Here is a 16005-nt window from a genome sequence, read left to right as displayed (position 1 = left end):
GTGCAAATACATGCCCTACACAGGGTTGTGTCACTGGACATATCAACCATCGTCACCACACCAGATGTTGTAGGTAAAGCAATATGCCCGATGAAATACAGCTGGCATTTACGCCAGACAATGTAAAACAGGTTTTGACATGGGGCGCCCATCCAGAAAGTGCACCTCACCATCATGAGTCCATTGCTCACTGGTGTGAGGCTTTCTGGAACAAATACGCTGATATAGATGCCCCCGCAGAGATTGATGCCGTGATGCCCATCCTCGCGGAGGTAGAAACGAACTGGGATATCCACGTTGCGTTGAATAAAGAGTCTGCCTCCATGCCTGCTGAATGGTTTGTCGCATGGTTATCTCAACTACCGGAGTGACAAGGCAACACCCCGTCAGGCCGGAATCGCAAAATAGCACGCACGTGACAAAATAGAATGCCCGAAGAAGAAGACCCATTGTTGAATTACACCAACTGGCATGGCTGATTAACGCAGCGAAAGGCTCGCGACAAGCACCTGCTCATCCATATTTCGCATCCAATAAGTGAATCGCCCCATGACAAGAACACTTATCCAGCTTCTGTTGACACCGCTTCTGGCGGTTGCCTTCCTCTATCTTTGCAGCCTGCCGGAGGATCTCTATTTCGACCCGCCGCTCTTAAGCTATGTCGTCATGTTTCTTGTCACTCTGGCTGGCACCGCCTATGGCAGGATCAAGGCCTGGCGCGCCTCCTGACCGACCTCATCACAGATTCTCAAGGCTGCGCCGACGCTGCCTTGAGCCCGGCGGGGCCATTGTCTACAATGGCGCACTTTGCATCCACAACAGGTAATGACCATGAGCGACAACAAACCTGCACTGCCCGACCGTCTGGCGGCCAACCCGCGCAGCCCGCACCATGTGGCGGAGTGTTTCGAGCACGAGATCGGCATTCGCGTGAACGGCAAGGAGCGCACCAATGTCGAGGAGTACTGCATCAGCGAAGGTTGGGTCAAGATCCCCTCCCCCAAGGCCAAGGATCGCTACGGCAACCCCATGCTGATCACCGTCAAGGGCACCGTCGAGGCCTTCTACGCCTAAGCGGCCCTGACCGCGCGCCCCGCCGGGCCCGCCGCCATGCTGTTCAGAACACCGGCCTTGCGCCGGTGTTCTGCTTTTGGGGCTGGCCCCGGCTCGCGGATGGCCTCGCTTCGTTTGTTCTCCTTTTCCTTCCTCTCTCTCCTATTCCTTTGCCTTTTTCCCTTCCGCCAGGGCCGTGATCCGGCAGGCGAGCCGCCTTTGGCATCCAGGCAGGGCGACACTCTTGTCATCCCTGCCGGTTTACCCAGGCCATCACCGCCCCACTCACCCTCGGGAGCGCGACTTGCCGCCCTGCCAGCGTTGCAGCGCAGCCCCCGCCAGCACCAGCAGGATGCCGAGCAGATCGCTCGCGGCCAGCCGTCCGGCCAGGGCATCGAGCAAGGCGCCCCCCGCCAGCTGGCCCGTGACGATGAGCAGGGCGCAGGCCAGGGCGCCGATCCGGCCGATGGCCCAACTGCTGATGGCGACGAACAGCGCCCCCAGCACCCCGCCGAGCAGCAGCCAGGGATCGAGACCGGCGAGCCGCTCCCAGGGCGCCCCCTTGAGGATGAGCAGGGCGCCGAGCAGCCCGAAGCCGAGCAGGTGGTTGGCCAGCGACGCCGTCATGGCGCCCCGGGCGCTGGCGAGGCGGCCATTGAGGGTGCGCGACAGGCTCACCGCCACGCCGTTCAGCAGTCCCAGCAGGATCAATAAGGTCATGGTGTCTCTCCTAATGCAGCACGATAAGCAGGGCGCCAGCCAGCACCAGCAGGGCGGCGAGCGCGTCCTTCCCCGAGGGGCGGCGGCGGGTCAGCCCGAACCAGCCAAGGCCATCGCACAGGGCACCAAACAGCAGCTGGCCGAGCAGCAGCAGGGCCAGGGTGCCCGCCATGCCGAGGGGCGAGTTGAGGCAGAGGGCCGCCAGCACCACGGTGAGCGCCCCCGGCAGACCGCCGAGCCAGGCCCAGGGCGGGGCCGCCTCCGGCGTCGGGGGCCTTGGAGAGAGCCACCACAGGAGCCCGGCCACCAGGCTGCCGACCCCGTGGGCCAGCCAACTCGCGAGCCAGGGGTCGGTGGCGCGGGACAGGGCGCCGTTCTGGGCGATCATCAGCGCCAGCAGCAGGCCGGCGGCGAAGGCGGCCAGGGCACCCAGGGTCTGGCCAAGTGTCTGGCCGAGGGCGGGGCGGCCGGGGCCGCGGTCAACAAGCAGGGGGATCATGGGGTTGCTCCTTGGTTGAACTGACGAGCAGGGTAAATTGTTTTTGATTTGGGGATAATCTACCCTCATGGAACAATATTGTTTCCATATCGAGAACAACATGAACCAGGAAGCCTTCGCCCTGCTCCCCGCCTTCGTCGCCGTGGTGGAGTCGGGCACCTTCTCCGGCGCCGCCCGTCAGCTCGGCCTCAGCAAGTCGGTGCTGAGCAAGAAGGTGAGCCAGCTCGAGCAGGCCCTCGGCTGCCAGCTCCTCTATCGCACCACCCGTTCCCTCACCCTCACCGAGGCGGGGGAGCGTTACTTCGAGACGGTGCGCCATGCAGTGCGCCTGGCCAGCGACGGGGAAGATGCCATCGGCGCCCTGCAATCGGTCCCCCGCGGCCTGCTGCGGGTGACGGTGCCCATGGTCTATGGCCGGCGCCACATCGCCCCCCTTGTCCCCGAGTTTCTCGCCCTCCACCCCGAGGTGCAGTTGCAGCTGGAGATGAGCGACGCCCGGCAGGATCTGGTGGCCGAGGGGTTCGACGTGGCGGTGCGCATCGGCGAGCTGGAGGATTCGAGCCTGGTCGCCCGCCGCCTCGCCCCCTGTCTCAGCACCCTGTGCGCCGCCCCCGCCTACCTGGCGCAGGCCGGCACGCCCCGCATCCCGGCGGATCTCGAGCGCCACAACTGCCTCTTCTACTCCCTGTTTCGCGGCGGCACCCAGTGGCGGCTGCACGGGCCCGAAGGAGAGGTGGCCATCACCCCCAGGGGCAATTTCGAGGTCAACAACAGCGATGCCATCCACACCGCGCTGCTGGCGGGACTTGGCATCGGCAACATGCCGGACTTCATCGTGGCGCGGGATCTCGCCATCGGGCGGCTGGTGCCCGTCCTGCCAGACCATGCCCTGCCCGAGCACGGCATCTGGTGCGTCTATCCCAGGCGCCGCCACCTGCCCGCCAAGGTGGCGGCCTGGCTGGCCTTCCTGCAGGCGCGTCTGGGGCTGCGCTGAGGGGGGCCATCGGGATAACCGGAACGGTTCACGTTTTTTTCATCGGGAAGGGAGTAGAGTAGGCAGCAAACCAAACATCTGTTTTTATTGGAAAAGCATTCAGGGGACGAGCCACGGCATCGCGCCCCGCACCCCACAGGGAGCCCCATGATGAAGAAAACCGCGATTGCCCTGACCCTCACCAGCCTGCTGACGCTGCCGCTCGTTGTCTCATTCGATGCCTGGGCCGCCCCGGTGCGCTCCCTGCAAAAGGAGCAGAATTACGAGCAGTTCATCAGCAAGCGCCAGGTGGTGGATCAGCTGCTGGCAGACGCCGCCCGCATCTTCCACTCCCCTGCCCGGGTCTCCGATGCGGGCTTCACCGCCAAGATGCCGAGCAACATGGAGCAGGTGACTACCCTCCTGCTGGAGGCCCACCAGCTCGAGCCCTATCGCACCGATCTGCTCATCTCGGCGGCCAACGCCCAGATCTACAACGGCAACGTGGACAGGGCCATCGCCCTGTTCGAGCAGGCCCTCACCGCCGCCCCGGACGATCTGGACATCAACACCTATCTGGCCACCTGGCAGCGCTTCAAGGGCAACCAGGCCAAATCCGATGGCTACCTCAAGCGGGTCGGCGAGCTCAATGCCGGTCGCGCCGCCGACTTGCAGCGGCTGTTCGCCACCGTGGACAGGGTGGTCGCCACCCCCCTCAAGGAGCGTCAGGGACGGGGCGAGAAGAAGGGGCGCCGCGCCATCGTCACCCTGGGCTATGCCCTCAATCCCGACGGCTCCATGCACGACATTCTGCTGGGACGCCTCGAGACCACCCGCGCCCTGGCCCAGGCCGATCCGGCAGCCCTCGTCATCCTCACCGGCGGCGTGCCCCAGAACCGCCAGACCGAGGGCAAGCTGATGGCGGACTGGCTGGCGAAAAAGGGCATCGACCGCTCCCGTATCATCGAGGAGAACTACGCCACCAGCACGGTGGAGAACGCCCTCTACAGCGGCTATGCCCTCGCCCGCCACGAGATTGAGTTCGCCACCCTGGTGAGCTCGGCGAGCCATGTGCGCCGGGGCCAGACCCTGCTGGAAATCGCCTGCTGGCAGAGCGGCCCGGCGAACATCCGCATCGACAGCGTCGCCTACCCGGACAAGCCCCTCTCGGCCCTGGCCAAGGCAAGCCCGGAGGAGCTGCTTGGCATCTACCGGGACGCCCTGCGCACCGATGGCCTGTGGAGCTACCGCTCGGCCCCGCTGGTGGAGCGCTGATCCCCCTGCATTACGCCCAGCAAAAAGCCCGCCGGCTGGCGGGCTTTTTCATCATCTGACGGGCCTGGGTGTTGCTATCGGCCCTTGCGCTCCGGCCACCTGGGTGACCCGATGGCAGGTCTCAGCCCTTGAGCTCCAGCACGGTGGTGAAGCCTCCGAAGATCATGCGGGCGCCATCAAACGGCATGGTCTGGTGCAGGGGATTGGCGGGGTCCATCCTGGGGTCCTGCATCATCTTGGTCATGGCCTCATCCCGTACCGCCTTGCTCGGCCACTCCACCCAGGAGAAGACCACGGTTTCATCCTCCCTGGCCGCCACCGCCCGATAAAAGTCGGTCTGCTTGCCGTGGGGCACGTCGTCCCCCCAGCACTCCAGCACCCGGGTGGCGCCGTATTCGAGGAAGATGGGGTCAAACTGCCCCGCATGATCGATCAGGGCCTGCTTGTTGGCCGTCGGCACGGCGAGCACGAATCCGTCCACGTATGACATCAGAGGTTCCTCCTGTGAGTGAGGATCTCAGCATAGCAGCCGCCCATCAGCCCGCGCTCTGCGCCGCCCCGCGCAGCCAGCCATCACAAAGAGACCAGCCGCTCCAGATCGCTGCGGGTCAGGCGCTTGCTGTCCACCTTCACGTAGAGGGAGTGCTCCTCGCGCACCAGCAGCACGTCGCTTACCCCCTCGCAAGCGCGGATCCGCTGCTCCAGGGCCGGGGTGGCCTCGACCCCTTCCGGCAGCACGATGCGCAGGCTGCTCACATAGGGGGGCTCGGCCATGGTGAGGCTCACCCCGAGCCAGGCGAGGGCCAGGGCGGCGCAACCGCCAAACACCAGGGGGCCGCCCCCCAGGCTGTAGAGCAGGCCGCCGAGACTGCCGCCGATGGCGACCCCGAGGAACTGACTGGTGGAGTAGACCCCCATGGCGGTGCCCTTGTAGCCCGGCGGGGACTCCTTGCTGATGAGGGACGGCAGCAGCGCCTCCATCACGTTGAAGCCGATGAAGAAGAGCTGCAACCCGGCGAGCAGACCCCACAGCTGCTGGCCGCTCTGCCAGAGCACCAGCTCGGCGGCCAGCATCACCACCACGCACCCGATGAAGACCCGCTTCATCCGGCGGTGCTTCTCGGCATAGATGATGAAGGGCACCACGCTCACGAAGGCGATCAGCATGGTGACCAGATAGGCCTGCCACTGGCTGTCACGGGGCAGCCCCGCACGCTCCAGCAGGGGCGGCAGGGCCACGAAGCTCGACATCAGCAGGGTGTGGACGCAGAGGATGCCGAGGTTGAGCTTGAGCAGACGAGGGTTGGTGAGCACGGTACGAAAGCTGCCTCGCACCATGGCGGACTCGCGATTTTGCAGGTGGGCCGCCGGGGTCGGCACCACCCAGAGCACCATGGCGATGGCGGCCAGGGCCAGCAGGGCGATGAGCCAGAAGAGGCCGGACAAGCCCAGGGCATGGGTGATGAGGGGGCCGGTCACCATGGCGATGGCGAAGGTGATGCCAAAGCTCACCCCGATGAAGGCCATGGCCTTGGTGCGATTCTGCTCCCGGGTGAGATCCGACAGGAGCGCCATGACGGCGGCGGAGATGGCGCCGCTCCCTTGCAGGGCGCGCCCGACGATGACCCCCCAGATGGAGTCGCTCAGGGCGGCGATGACGCTGCCAAGGGCAAACATCAGCAGGCCGCCGACGATGAGCGGCTTGCGCCCCACCTTGTCGGAGAGCAGGCCGAAGGGGATCTGGAACAGGGCCTGGGTCATGCCGTAGATGCCGATGGCAAGCCCGATGAGCGCCTCGGAGGCACCCGCCAGGGACATGCCGTAGGTGGTCAGCACCGGCAGCACCATAAACATGCCGAGCATGCGCAGCGAGAAGACGGAGCCGAGCGCCCAGGTCGCGCGTCGCTCGCCCCTCGTCATGGTGAAATCATTCATGAGGGCCTCGATGAGTCAAAAAGAAGAGAGAAAGAAAGGGGTGACAGGCGCCCGGCCGCCCCCGAAAAATCGGCGATGCCCCTCGCAGGGCGGCGCCCATAATAGCAGAGCCGGGAAGATTCCCGGCTCTGGATTTCATGCATTTCAGGGGTGCAGTTCACACTATCAGGGCAGCATGCTCACCAGCACCGGCGTTGCGTCCGGCTGGAAGTCCACCGACATCATCACGCTCAGGCAGGTGAAGATGATGACGACGATGGAGAACATGTCAGCTCCAGCGTCAGGGCAGCATGCTCACCAATACAGGCGCTGCGTCCGGCTGGAAGTCCACCGACATCATCACGCTCAGGCAAGTAATGGTGACGATGGAGAACATGAACAGCTTGCGCGCCCAGAGGGAGTCGTCCACCGCCGCCTTGTAGCCCGACAGCGCCATCCCCAGCCACCAGACGCTCACCGCGGTGGCCACCACCAGATACTTGTAACCGGCGTAGCCGCCGAGGAACAGCATCAGGGTCGGCACCATGAACGCCAGGATGTAGAGGGTGATGTGGAGCTTGGCCACCGGGATCCCCTTCACCACCGGCAGCACCGGGATGTTGGCGGCCTGGTAGTCCTTGAAGCGGAAGATGGCGATCGCATAGGAGTGCGGCATCTGCCACAGGCTGAAGATCGCCAGCAGGATCAGGGCCCCCGAGTCGAACTGCCCGCTCACCGCGCAGTAGCCGATGACCGGCGGCGCGGCGCCGGAGAGGCTGCCGACCAGGGTGCCATAGACCGAGTGGCGCTTCATGTAGAGGCTGTAGACCCCCACATAAACCAGGAAGCCCAGCACCGCCAGCAAGGCGGCCAACGGATTGGCCGCAAAGTAGAGCAGTGCAATGCCCGCAACGCCCAGCGCCGTCGCATACCAGAGGGAGACACCGGGGGCGATGAGCCCCCGCACCAGGGCGCGGTTCTTGGTGCGCTCCATGATGCAGTCGATGTCCCGGTCGATGTAGTTGTTGAACACGCAACCGGAGGCCACCACCAGTGACACCCCCACCATGGTCAGGATGAACAGGGGCACATCCAGGCTCCCCTTCGAGGCCAGCAGGAATCCCCCGATAACCGAGATGAGGTTGCCGAAGATGATGCCCGGCTTGGTCACTTGCAGGTATTGCTTCATCATCATCAACCCGCTCAGTGAACCATCATGTTGATGTTGAGGTTGTACATGATCCACAGGGAACCCACGACCACGATGGCGATGATGAGCACGGTAAAGACCAGTGCCACCAGGTTCCAGCGCTCCTCGGAGGAGGTGTTCATGTGCAGGAAGTAGACCAGGTGTACGAAGATCTGCACCACCGCCATGGCCACCACGGTGCCGAGCACCACGGCGTGGGAGGCGGAGCCGTCCATCACCATCCAGAACGGCACGGCGGTCAGGATGAGTGACAGCACGAAACCGATCATGTAGGACTTGACGCTGCCGTGGCTGGCGCCGTGATTGTCAACGGAATGACTCATTTACATGACCCCCATCAGATAGACCACGGTGAAGACGCAGATCCATACCACGTCGAGGAAGTGCCAGAACAGGCTCAGGCACATCAGGCGAGTGCGGTTGCGCTCGGTCAGCCCCTTCTTGGTGATCGACACCATCATCACGATGATCCAGACCAGGCCGCTGGTCACGTGGATACCGTGGGTCCCCACCAGGGTGAAGAAGGCAGAGAGGAAGCCGCTGCGATCCGGGCCCGCCTCGTGCACGATCAGGTGATGGAACTCGTAGATTTCCATCGCGATGAAGCCGGCACCCAGCAGGAAGGTGACGAACAGCCAGGTGTTGACTGCCGCGACCTTGTTCTTGTTCATGGCCAGCATGCCGAACCCGAAGGTGATGGAGCTCAGCAGCAGCAGCATGGTTTCGGCGAACACGAACGGCAGTTCGAAGATGTCCTTGCCGGTGGGGCCGCCGGCAGTGCCGTTGACCAGGACCGCATAGGTCGCGAACAGGGTCGCGAACAGGATGCAGTCACTCATCAGGTAGATCCAGAAACCGAATACCTTGGTGGCACCGGCATCGTGGTGCCCATCCTCATGGGCACCGTGAGAGTGATGTAGTACGTCAGTCGCCATGGAATTAAGCCACCTTGTTGATGTTGTCGAAATGCTGACCTTCGATGCGCTCGATCTCGTCAACCTGTACGTAGTAGTCCACATCGTCGTTGAAGCTGTGGATGATCCAGGTGGCGATCATGCCGATGAAGCCGGCGATGGCCATCCACCAGATGTGCCAGATCATGGCAAAGCCGAACACCACGCTGAAGGCGGCGATGATGACACCGGCACCGGAGTTCTTCGGCATGTGGATGGGGGCATACTGGGCAGGCTTCTTGTAAGCGCTGCCGTCAGCCTTGGCTTCCCAGAAGGCGTCCAGACCGGTGACCTTCGGCTCGATGGCGAAGTTGTAGAACGGCGGCGGAGAGGACGTCGCCCACTCCAGGGTACGGCCACCCCAGGGATCGCCGGTCAGGTCGCGGTTCTTCTCGCGGTCGCGGATGCTGACCACGATCTGGATGACCTGGCACAGCACGCCCAGGGCAATCAGACCGGCGCCGCAGGCGGCGACCACCAGCCAGCCGTGGAACTCGGGATCGATGTTCTGGCTGACACGACGGGTCATGCCCATGAAGCCCAGCACGTAGAGCGGCATGAAGGCCACGAAGAAGCCGGTGATCCAGCACCAGAAGGCACGCTTGCCCCAGACGTCATCCAGCTTGAAGCCGAACGCTTTCGGGAACCAGTAGGTGATACCGGCGAAGCAGCCGAACACCACGCCGCCGATGATGACGTTGTGGAAGTGGGCGATGAGGAACAGGCTGTTGTGCAGCACGAAGTTGGCGGCCGGCACGGAGAGCAGTACCCCGGTCATGCCACCCACGGTGAAGGTGATGATGAAGCCGACGGTCCACAGCATGGGCGAGGTGAACTCGATGCGACCGCGGTACATGGTGAACAGCCAGTTGAAGATCTTCACCCCGGTCGGGATGGAGATGATCATGGTGGTGATGCCGAAGAAGGCATTCACGTTGGCGCCGGACCCCATGGTGAAGAAGTGGTGCAGCCAGACGATGAACGACAGCACGGTGATCGCCACGGTTGCCCACACCAGGGAGGTGTAACCGAACAGCTTCTTCTTGCAGAAGGTCGCCACCACTTCGGAGAAGATCCCGAACACCGGCAGCACCAGGATGTACACCTCGGGGTGACCCCAGGCCCAGATCAGGTTGATGTACATCATCATGTTGCCACCCATGTCATTGGTAAAGAAATGGGTACCCAGGTAGCGGTCTGCGGTGAGCAGGGCGATGGTGACGGTCAGGATCGGGAAGGAGGCGATGATCAGGATGTTGGCACACAGGGCGGTCCAGGTGAAGACCGGCAGGCGCATCATGGTCATGCCAGGGGCACGCATGCGGATGATGGTGGCGAAGAAGTTCACGCCGGTCAGCAGGGTCCCCAGACCCGAAATCTGCAGACTCCATATCCAGTAATCGACCCCGACCCCGGGACTGAACTCCAGCCCCGACAAGGGCGGATAGGCCAGCCAGCCGGTCTGGGCAAATTCACCGACCCCGAGGGAGACGTTGATCAGCACCACGGCCGCGGCGGTGAACCAGAAGCTCAGGTTGTTCAGGAAGGGGAAGGCCACGTCACGGGCACCGATTTGCAGCGGCACCACGATGTTCATCAGACCGATCACCAGCGGCATGGCCACGAAGAAGATCATGATGACGCCGTGGGCGGTGAAAATCTGGTCGTAGTGGTGGGCGTTCAGGTAGCCTTCGCCACCCCCGGAGGCGATGACCTGCTGGCCACGCATCAGCACGGCGTCGGCAAAGCCACGCAGCAGCATGACCATGCCCAGAATGAGATACATGATACCGAGGCGTTTGTGGTCGACCGAGGTCAGCCACTCTTTCCACAGATATTGCCACTTGCCGTAGTAAGTGATGAGACCGGCGATGGCCAGGCCCCCCAGAATGATACCGGCTATCGTGACCATGATGATGGGTTCATGGTACGGAATAGCCTCGAGTGTCAATTTTCCAAACATCGATTATTCCTCGGATCCTGCTTTCACACTCTTGTCGGCCGACATGGCCATGTGTCCGGCATGGGCGTCATGGTTCATGGCCTCGTGGTTCATGCCCTCGTGATCCGCGGAGCCCGCAGCCGGGGTGGCGTGACCACCATGGGACATGCCGCCCATGAACTTGTTGATGATGTTGACGAACAGCTTGGGATCGGCGCTGGCGAAGTACTCCACCGGGTGGTTTTCGCTCTTCTTGGCCAGGGCATTGAACTCATCCATGGTGCTCAGGGCCTTTGAAGAGGCCTTCACCTTGGCTACCCAGGCGTCGAAACCGGCTTGATCCTGGGTCGCGATGGCCTTGAACTTCATGCCGGAGAAACCGGCACCGCTGTAACCGCCGGAGATGCCCTTGTACTCGCCCGCTTCGTTGGCAATCAGGTGCAGCTTGGTCTGCATGCCGGCCATGGCGTAGATCTGGCCGCCCAGTTGCGGGATGAAGAAGGAGTTCATCACGGTGTCGGAGGTCACCCGGAAGTTGACCGGGGTGTTGACCGGGAAGGCCAGCTCGTTGACCGACGCAATGCCCAGCTCCGGATAGACGAACAACCACTTCCAGTCCAGGGAAATGACATCCACCTGAACCGGTTTGACGTCCGATTCCAGCGGCTTGTAGGGGTCGAGGGAGTGGGAAGTTTTCCAGGTGATCACCGCCAGGATGACGATGATGATGACGGGTACAGTCCAGACGACTGCCTCAATCTTGTTGGAGTGGGCCCAGTCCGGCGCATAGGTGGCACTGGTGTTGGACGCCCGGTATTTGTAGGCGAACGCCACCGCCATGACAATCACGGGCACCACCACGATCAGCATCAAGCCGAGTGCGGTGAGTATCAGTGACTTCTGCTCCATACCGACCTGCCCCTTGGGGCTCATCAGTGCCATGTCGCAGCCACTCAGCAAGCTGGCGGTCGCGAGCAGCAGCAAAGCGCCCAAGCCCCTCTTCACATCAAAGAGTCTCATGCAATGTCCTCATCTTTTGAAGGCTTATTGGTATAAAAAAATGCAGCATTTTATTGCATCAGACCGGCATGTGAACAACATGAAAAATTAATCCCAAAAATGTTCAAAAGGTGATGGAAAGCGGCATCAGATGTTAATCCCTTGACAATGACCAATTTATTCAAGTTACACCGCGGCAATTCATCTTCCGTTAATCTCTCGCGCCACCAAAAGTGACCAACAATTAACCAAAAAGATCCATATGGTCTGTTTTTAACCCGCCATTGCGATCAAAAAAGAGCCATACAGCCCCTTTTCGACTCACAGGTCATTTTTCCACACCTTGATCTGGATGGGTATTTTTCGGGGAAGATTAAAAAAATAATTAATCAAACGAATGTATGATTAACTTCCCGCCCCCCGACAACGGTCGCAACCCCTGGCACCAGAAGGCACACTTCGTAACAAAACGGGCCCTTGTGCGGGCCCGTTGACACTCGTTTTCTCTCCCTCCCTCGGAGTCGGAGTCAGGAGTCAGGAGTCAGGAGTGATCGTGTTCCATCCGGGTCGCCACGGCGATCCGGTTCCAGGCGTTGATGGTGACCACCTGCACCAGACACTGGGCCAGCAGGGTTTCCCCCAGTTGGGCCAGCGCCGCCTCATAGGTCTGCGCCGTGAGCCCCTTGTCGGCGATCAGGGTCACCTCGTCGGTCAGGGCCAGCACCGCCCGCTCCCGGGCGTCGAACAGCGGCGACTCCTGCCAGGCGGCCAGCGCCAGCAGACGCTGGGCGCTCTCCCCGTGCTTCATCGCCACGTCGGCGTGCATCTCGATGCAGTAGGCGCAGCCGTTGATCATGGAGGCGCGCAACTTGATGAGCTCCTTGAGCGACAGGGGAATGTCGGTGCCCCCGAGGTAGGACTCGAGGCCCATCATGGCCGAGACGGCGGCGGGCACCTGGTTGGCGAGCTGGATACGGTGTGACATGGCAAGACTCCTGTGATGGACCCCGGATGGGGCGGTGAGCTGATTGTTCACTTTTTCATTGTTGATTAGAATATCGTCATAACCTGCAACAGTTTTGCGTTTATCGCAAAGGTGAATCCATGCTGGATCGCATCCGCATCCTGGCCCAGGTGGTGGAATCGGGCAGTTTCTCCCGTGCCGCCCGCGCCCTCAACCAGGCCCCCTCCTCCGTGACCCGTGCCATCGACGCCCTGGAGCAGCAGCTCGGGATCCCGCTCTTCAAGCGCAGCACCCGCCAACTGGTGCTGACCGAGCAGGGCGCCTATTTTCTCGCCCGCTCCCTGCCCCTGCTGGAGGAGGCGGATCAGCTGGTGCAATCCCTGCAACCCCTCTCGGTGGCGCCAGAGGGGCCGCTGCGGGTCTCGGTGTTCGAGAGCTTCGGCGCGTCCTGGCTCTCTCCCCGCCTGCCCGACTTCCTCGCCCGCTACCCCGGGGTGCGCCTGGAGGTTGCGCTGGACAACCGCATGGTGGATCTCGATGCCGAGAACGTGGACGTGGCGGTGCGCATCGGCAAGCCCGCCGACAGCAGCCTGCACACTCGTCATCTGCTCACCAACCGCTCGCTGCTGGTCACCTCCCCCGCCTATCTGGCCCGCCATGGCGAACCCGCCCATCCCGCCGAGCTGGCCCACCACAACTGCCTCATTCGCGGCCATGGGCGCCAACGCCAGCACTGGTACTTCCAGCAGGGCACGGAGCGCGAGAAGGTGGCGGTGCAGGGCAACCTCGCCTCGGTCGGGGGCACGCCCCTGCTCTGCGCCGCCCTCGCGGGGTGCGGCGTGCTGCTGCTGTCGAGTTGGATGGTGCAGCAAGGCATCGACGAGGGCACCCTGCTGCCGCTGCTGCCAGAGTGGCTCGCCTCCCCCTACGAGGATCGCCAGGACGAGATCCACGCGGTGTTTCGTGGCGGCCGCTTCCTCAAACCCCAGACCCGCGCCTTCATCGACTTTCTGGTCGAGGCGATCAGGCCCCTGCAAGGGCCGCGCTGACCGCAACAGAGCCTCCTGGCGAAACGCTGAAAACGCAGACGCCGGGCACAGGGCCCGGCGTCTGGAAATGAGGGTCGCCACGGCGACCGCTCAGCGTGATTTTCGCCCGTCAGGGCTTGGGGAGAGCCCCCGGTAATCCCCGTAGGGGAAGATGTTGCGCAGGCGCTGGGCCACGGGCTCGGGGATGGAGCGGGAGAAGACCAGCCTCACCCCGTTGCCGTCCCGCAGGCCCAGGATGCGTCCGCGCACCGGCTCATGGTGCAGGATCTGGGTCGCCTGGGTCACAAAGCGCGGCGGCACCGAGCCCCGCTTCACCACCACCTTGCCCGGCGCGAGCCGGACCTCGAAAAGGGCGCCGCGCCCCAGCGTCATCAACCACCCGATCAGGGCTATCGCCACCAACAGAGACAACCAGGCCATTGCGTCTTCCTCCCGTCAACCCGATATTCGCCAGTATAACCGGGGGCGCCTCACCATGACCCGGCCGCCATCACGCTTTCACTCACTGCCGGGCCTTATCGGCGCCCCTTGCCCCAGGCCACCAGGGTATCCCGATAGAGGGCGAGCAAGGCCTGATCCCGCACCGCGACCCCGACCTGCTGGGCCGGGCAGTCGGCCCACTCGTCATGGGGATGGCGGGTGTCGTCAAATTTTTGCAGGGTATGGCCGATGGCGGGCCCCTCGGTGATGACCCGCACCGGCCCCTTGCGCAGGGTGAACAGCGCAGGATCGATCACATAGGCGATGGCGGAGGGATCGTGCACATGGCACCCCGCCATGCCGATGCGCTCGGAATAGAAGCGCAGGTAGAAGCGGCTGACATCCCACAGGAAGCGGCCCGGCTCCCCCGCATCGTCCCGCAGGGCATCCAGATAGTCGGCGGTGAAGATGCTCTGCTGGGTGACGTCGAGCCCGATGATCACCAGGGGCCAGGGGGCGGTGAAGACCCGGTCCGCCGCATCGGGATCGTCGTGGATATTGGCCTCGGCATAGGGGGTCACGTTGCCGCGATGGCCGTTGACGCCAAAGGCACCGCCCATCACGACCACTTCTTTCACCAGGGCGGCTACTTCGGGGGCCGCCTCGAGCGCCAGCGCCAGGTTGGTGAGGGGACCGATGGTCACCAGGGTGATCTCGCCGGGATGGGCCTTCACCGTCTCGACGATGTATTGCCAGGCCGGGCGGGGATCCGGGATGAGGGTCACCTCCCCCGCCTGGACGTCGCCAAAGCCGCTCGGGCCGTGCACCACCGTCGTCGGCCCCACGGGCTCGCGCAGCAGCGGCGCGGCGGCGCCCCGGGCCACGTCCGCCTTCATGCCATATTTTTGTTTGAGCCAGAGGGCGTTGCGGGTGCCGTTTTCGATGGTGGCATTGCCAAACACAGTGGTGATGGCGAGCAGGTCAATGGCGGGGTGCGCCTCGGCAAACAGAATGGCCATGGCATCGTCGATGCCGGGATCGGTATCCAGAATGATCTTGTGGGTCATGGGTCCTCCGTGAAACGAGAGGCCAGTGTAGCGGGCCGTCGCCGCTTTGACAGCACCGGGATCACAACCTCGGGGTTTCCTTTGCATCAGGCATGCTGGCGGGAGCACTCGCCCTTGGGCTCAGGGCTGGGGGTCACTCGGAAAGGGCGACCACGGCCTCCTCTCCCCTGGCGGTGCGTTTCAGTTGCCCCATGAATTGCTTGAAATGGGGGAGAAACCCCTTGAACAGCTCCTCTTTGCGATGCTGCATCATGACTTCGCCAAACAGCTTCAACCCGACGATAAACGCCTGATGTTCCTGCTCCGACATGGCCAGCTTCCCCTTGCTGAGCGCCAGGATGGCAAAGATGTCGTCGTGATTCTGGCAGTCGAACTGCAACGGGGGCACCTCGCGGTCCAGCGCCTGGACCTGTACACGATAAGTGTGTGGCATCTTTCATCTCCTCTCGGGCTGGGCTTTTGCCCATATGGTTGATAAAATCAATTAAACCCTTTTAAGTTGACTTTATCAACCATGAAGTTGTCAAACCGCCTCTTCCGGATCCTCGATCAGTACAAAATCGCCATGACGCAGCATTTCCGGGCACAGCAGATCGCCCTTAGCCCCCTCCATTACAAGGTGCTGCAACTGATCCATGCGCTGGATCCCGCCACGCCGCAGCTAATCGCACAGCGGTCTGGCCGCGACAAGGCGCAGGTGACGCGCCTGCTGCAGGAGATGGAGAAACAGGGGCTCATCGAGAAGCGGCCCCATCCCACTGACAGACGCAGCATCTGTCTGGCCTTGACCCCGCTGGCCTGCGAGCGGGTCAACCAGGGGGAGCAGGAGGCCGCACGGCTCGACGAACGGCTGTGTTCCCTGCTGACGCCGGCGGAGATAGCGCAGTTGCAGCAACTGCTGGACAAGATAGAAAAAGGGCTTGAGTCGACCGATTAGGGTCAGCGTCAGGGGATCCGCTGCCTGATT

General features: G+C 62.9%; 20 protein-coding genes and 1 pseudogene. 7 read left to right on the top strand and 14 right to left on the bottom strand.

Going from position 1 to position 16005, the window contains the following annotated elements; all coding sequences use genetic code 11:
• Nucleotides 1-83: 83 nt before the first annotated feature.
• From I6L48_RS10700 to I6L48_RS10690, 3 genes are all read left to right on the top strand, one after another.
• On the top strand, nt 84-371 hold the full coding sequence (locus tag I6L48_RS10700; protein ID WP_081396122.1) for a hypothetical protein: 288 nt from the start codon (nt 84-86) through the stop codon (nt 369-371).
• A 178-nt stretch (nt 372-549) separates the two neighbouring features.
• A complete protein-coding gene (locus I6L48_RS10695) occupies nt 550-729 on the top strand; it encodes a hypothetical protein (RefSeq protein ID WP_103260461.1) in 180 nt (59 codons plus the stop codon).
• A 102-nt stretch (nt 730-831) separates the two neighbouring features.
• Nucleotides 832-1074, top strand: a complete 243-nt coding sequence (locus I6L48_RS10690; protein ID WP_010673692.1) for a DUF3297 family protein — start codon at nt 832-834, stop codon at nt 1072-1074.
• A gap of 264 nt (nt 1075-1338) precedes the next feature.
• On the opposite strand, the gene I6L48_RS10685 is transcribed toward I6L48_RS10690, so the two are convergent.
• Nucleotides 1339-1773, bottom strand: coding sequence for a DMT family transporter (locus I6L48_RS10685; RefSeq protein ID WP_045524056.1), 435 nt, complete (start codon nt 1771-1773; stop codon nt 1339-1341).
• A 10-nt stretch (nt 1774-1783) separates the two neighbouring features.
• Entirely contained in the window at nt 1784-2272 is a 489-nt protein-coding gene (locus I6L48_RS10680) for a DMT family transporter (RefSeq protein ID WP_216987180.1), read from the bottom strand.
• A gap of 67 nt (nt 2273-2339) precedes the next feature.
• On the opposite strand from I6L48_RS10680, the gene I6L48_RS10675 reads away from it, so the two are divergent.
• On the top strand, nt 2340-3266 hold the full coding sequence (locus I6L48_RS10675; RefSeq protein WP_236758714.1) for a LysR family transcriptional regulator: 927 nt from the start codon (nt 2340-2342) through the stop codon (nt 3264-3266).
• A gap of 150 nt (nt 3267-3416) precedes the next feature.
• On the top strand, nt 3417-4520 hold the full coding sequence (locus tag I6L48_RS10670) for an ElyC/SanA/YdcF family protein (protein WP_216988068.1): 1104 nt from the start codon (nt 3417-3419) through the stop codon (nt 4518-4520).
• A 121-nt stretch (nt 4521-4641) separates the two neighbouring features.
• On the opposite strand, the gene I6L48_RS10665 is transcribed toward I6L48_RS10670, so the two are convergent.
• The 9 genes and pseudogenes from I6L48_RS10665 to I6L48_RS10625 all read right to left on the bottom strand — a co-directional run bounded on the left by I6L48_RS10665 (nt 4642) and on the right by I6L48_RS10625 (nt 12523).
• Complete coding sequence (locus tag I6L48_RS10665; protein WP_200163682.1) at nt 4642-5010, bottom strand: DUF1428 domain-containing protein; 369 nt, start codon at nt 5008-5010, stop codon at nt 4642-4644.
• A gap of 83 nt (nt 5011-5093) precedes the next feature.
• Nucleotides 5094-6455: an MFS transporter gene (locus tag I6L48_RS10660; protein WP_104454455.1), complete on the bottom strand. Its 1362-nt coding sequence runs from the start codon at nt 6453-6455 to the stop codon at nt 5094-5096.
• Between the two features lie 165 nt (nt 6456-6620).
• Nucleotides 6621-6722, bottom strand: a pseudogene (locus I6L48_RS10655) (protoheme IX farnesyltransferase); the annotation flags it as partial.
• Between the two features lie 13 nt (nt 6723-6735).
• A complete protein-coding gene (gene cyoE / locus I6L48_RS10650; protein WP_010673685.1) occupies nt 6736-7629 on the bottom strand; it encodes a heme o synthase in 894 nt (297 codons plus the stop codon).
• A gap of 8 nt (nt 7630-7637) precedes the next feature.
• Nucleotides 7638-7967, bottom strand: a complete 330-nt coding sequence (locus I6L48_RS10645) for a cytochrome o ubiquinol oxidase subunit IV (protein ID WP_010673684.1) — start codon at nt 7965-7967, stop codon at nt 7638-7640.
• Nucleotides 7968-8663, bottom strand: coding sequence for a cytochrome o ubiquinol oxidase subunit III (locus tag I6L48_RS10640; protein WP_080560441.1), 696 nt, complete (start codon nt 8661-8663; stop codon nt 7968-7970).
• Nucleotides 8584-10560 carry a cytochrome o ubiquinol oxidase subunit I gene (gene cyoB / locus I6L48_RS10635; RefSeq protein WP_041211612.1) on the bottom strand — a complete coding sequence of 659 codons (1977 nt, stop codon included), beginning with the start codon at nt 10558-10560 and terminating at the stop codon, nt 8584-8586. Before cyoB ends, I6L48_RS10640 begins: the two co-directional genes overlap by 80 nt.
• Before the next feature lie 3 nt (nt 10561-10563).
• Nucleotides 10564-11559: a cytochrome o ubiquinol oxidase subunit II gene (gene cyoA / locus I6L48_RS10630; RefSeq protein WP_216987179.1), complete on the bottom strand. Its 996-nt coding sequence runs from the start codon at nt 11557-11559 to the stop codon at nt 10564-10566.
• 520 nt (nt 11560-12079) lie between these two features.
• Nucleotides 12080-12523 (bottom strand): carboxymuconolactone decarboxylase family protein, encoded by a 444-nt coding sequence (locus I6L48_RS10625; RefSeq protein ID WP_113725076.1) that lies wholly within the window; start codon nt 12521-12523, stop codon nt 12080-12082.
• Nucleotides 12524-12642: 119 nt separating this feature from the next.
• Between I6L48_RS10625 and I6L48_RS10620 the strand changes: the two genes are divergently transcribed.
• The gene (locus I6L48_RS10620) at nt 12643-13551 is read left to right on the top strand and encodes a LysR family transcriptional regulator (protein WP_216987178.1); all 909 of its coding nucleotides are present in this window, start codon (nt 12643-12645) and stop codon (nt 13549-13551) included.
• Nucleotides 13552-13641: 90 nt separating this feature from the next.
• On the opposite strand, the gene I6L48_RS10615 is transcribed toward I6L48_RS10620, so the two are convergent.
• The 3 genes from I6L48_RS10615 to I6L48_RS10605 form a co-directional block, all read right to left on the bottom strand.
• Complete coding sequence (locus I6L48_RS10615; RefSeq protein WP_039039207.1) at nt 13642-13971, bottom strand: DUF3634 family protein; 330 nt, start codon at nt 13969-13971, stop codon at nt 13642-13644.
• Between the two features lie 95 nt (nt 13972-14066).
• Nucleotides 14067-15038, bottom strand: a complete 972-nt coding sequence (locus tag I6L48_RS10610) for a nucleoside hydrolase (protein ID WP_202016746.1) — start codon at nt 15036-15038, stop codon at nt 14067-14069.
• 133 nt (nt 15039-15171) lie between these two features.
• The gene (locus I6L48_RS10605) at nt 15172-15471 is read right to left on the bottom strand and encodes a DUF3861 domain-containing protein (RefSeq protein WP_216987177.1); all 300 of its coding nucleotides are present in this window, start codon (nt 15469-15471) and stop codon (nt 15172-15174) included.
• 81 nt (nt 15472-15552) lie between these two features.
• Here I6L48_RS10605 and I6L48_RS10600 point away from each other — a divergent pair, with 81 nt between their 5' ends.
• Nucleotides 15553-15975, top strand: a complete 423-nt coding sequence (locus I6L48_RS10600) for a MarR family winged helix-turn-helix transcriptional regulator (protein WP_050498310.1) — start codon at nt 15553-15555, stop codon at nt 15973-15975.
• Nucleotides 15976-16005 lie beyond the last annotated feature (30 nt).

The sequence above is a fragment of the Aeromonas sp. FDAARGOS 1418 genome, from assembly GCF_019048585.1.
Lineage (GTDB): Bacteria > Pseudomonadota > Gammaproteobacteria > Enterobacterales > Aeromonadaceae > Aeromonas > Aeromonas caviae.
Note: the sequence above shows the minus strand (reverse complement) of the source record. Positions and strands in the feature narration are given on the sequence as shown.